The 739-nt window shown below is 60.2% G+C and carries 2 protein-coding genes; both read left to right on the top strand.

From position 1 onward, the window contains the following. Positions 1-42: 42 nt before the first annotated feature. Positions 43-324, top strand: coding sequence for a hypothetical protein (locus Q7A36_RS40435; RefSeq protein WP_305109432.1), 282 nt, complete (start codon positions 43-45; stop codon positions 322-324). Positions 325-425: 101 nt separating this feature from the next. Continuing rightward, positions 426-662 (top strand): hypothetical protein, encoded by a 237-nt coding sequence (locus tag Q7A36_RS40430; RefSeq protein WP_305109431.1) that lies wholly within the window; start codon positions 426-428, stop codon positions 660-662. Positions 663-739 lie beyond the last annotated feature (77 nt).

Genomic DNA, 739 nt, shown 5'->3' with positions numbered 1-739 from the left:
AATGCGGTACCGTAACAGCAACTAGCCCAGAGGAAGCAGTCGATGCCGGACTTCCTCGCCAACGACTTCGGCGCCATCGCACGGGCTATGCGGCGCGACGAGCCAGTGACTGCACCCAAAGTGGTGCTGCACTTCTGGTGCTTGTCGACCGCCCTGACGAGCGAACACGAAAGCGTCGAAGCCGCAGTCGCCACAGCCTACGATCTCTTGAAAAACGTTATAACTGACTCGCAATATATTGCTGCGGCTGACGGCACTGTGTTGATGAACCGCGATGCATTAACCGGGGCGATGACGCGCTACGATGAGGGAGTGCCGATCTAGGTGGCCAGAACGAGGGCACGCTGATCCCAGCCCGACGAGTGAGGCACCACTTCCAAGGGTATATGCGCAGAATAGCAAGGTCGCTGTGGTAATCGGCAGACATGCTGACCGCCACCGAGAGTTTGGAAGCGCTGAGCACCGCTTTGGTGGGACAGCATGCAACGCGTTACAGCGGCGCATCCGCGACCGCCTATTTCGAGTTGGGCACCCTGCTGGCACACACCGGCGCCGAGGTGCCGGATTGGCTGATGACCACGCCACGCTGGGCCCGCGCCGCCGTGGCTATAGGCCGTTCAGCAACCCGTCATAGGCTACGCGAAAGTCGTTCGAGCCAATGACCTCCTGCCTTCTTCCATTCCGGGCATCTTGTGATCTGCACTTCACCCAGAGTGAGCGGCGGATGGTTGCCGTATGG

The sequence above is a fragment of the Paracraurococcus lichenis genome (assembly GCF_030657435.1).
GTDB lineage: Bacteria > Pseudomonadota > Alphaproteobacteria > Acetobacterales > Acetobacteraceae > Paracraurococcus > Paracraurococcus lichenis.
This window is presented reverse-complemented; position numbering and strand designations above follow the sequence as displayed.

Coding starts and splice junctions, on each gene's coding strand:
- Q7A36_RS40435 (WP_305109432.1), top strand. CDS start 43: ATGCCGGACTTCCTCGCCAACGACTTCGGCGCCATCGCACGGGCTATG.
- Q7A36_RS40430 (WP_305109431.1), top strand. CDS start 426: ATGCTGACCGCCACCGAGAGTTTGGAAGCGCTGAGCACCGCTTTGGTG.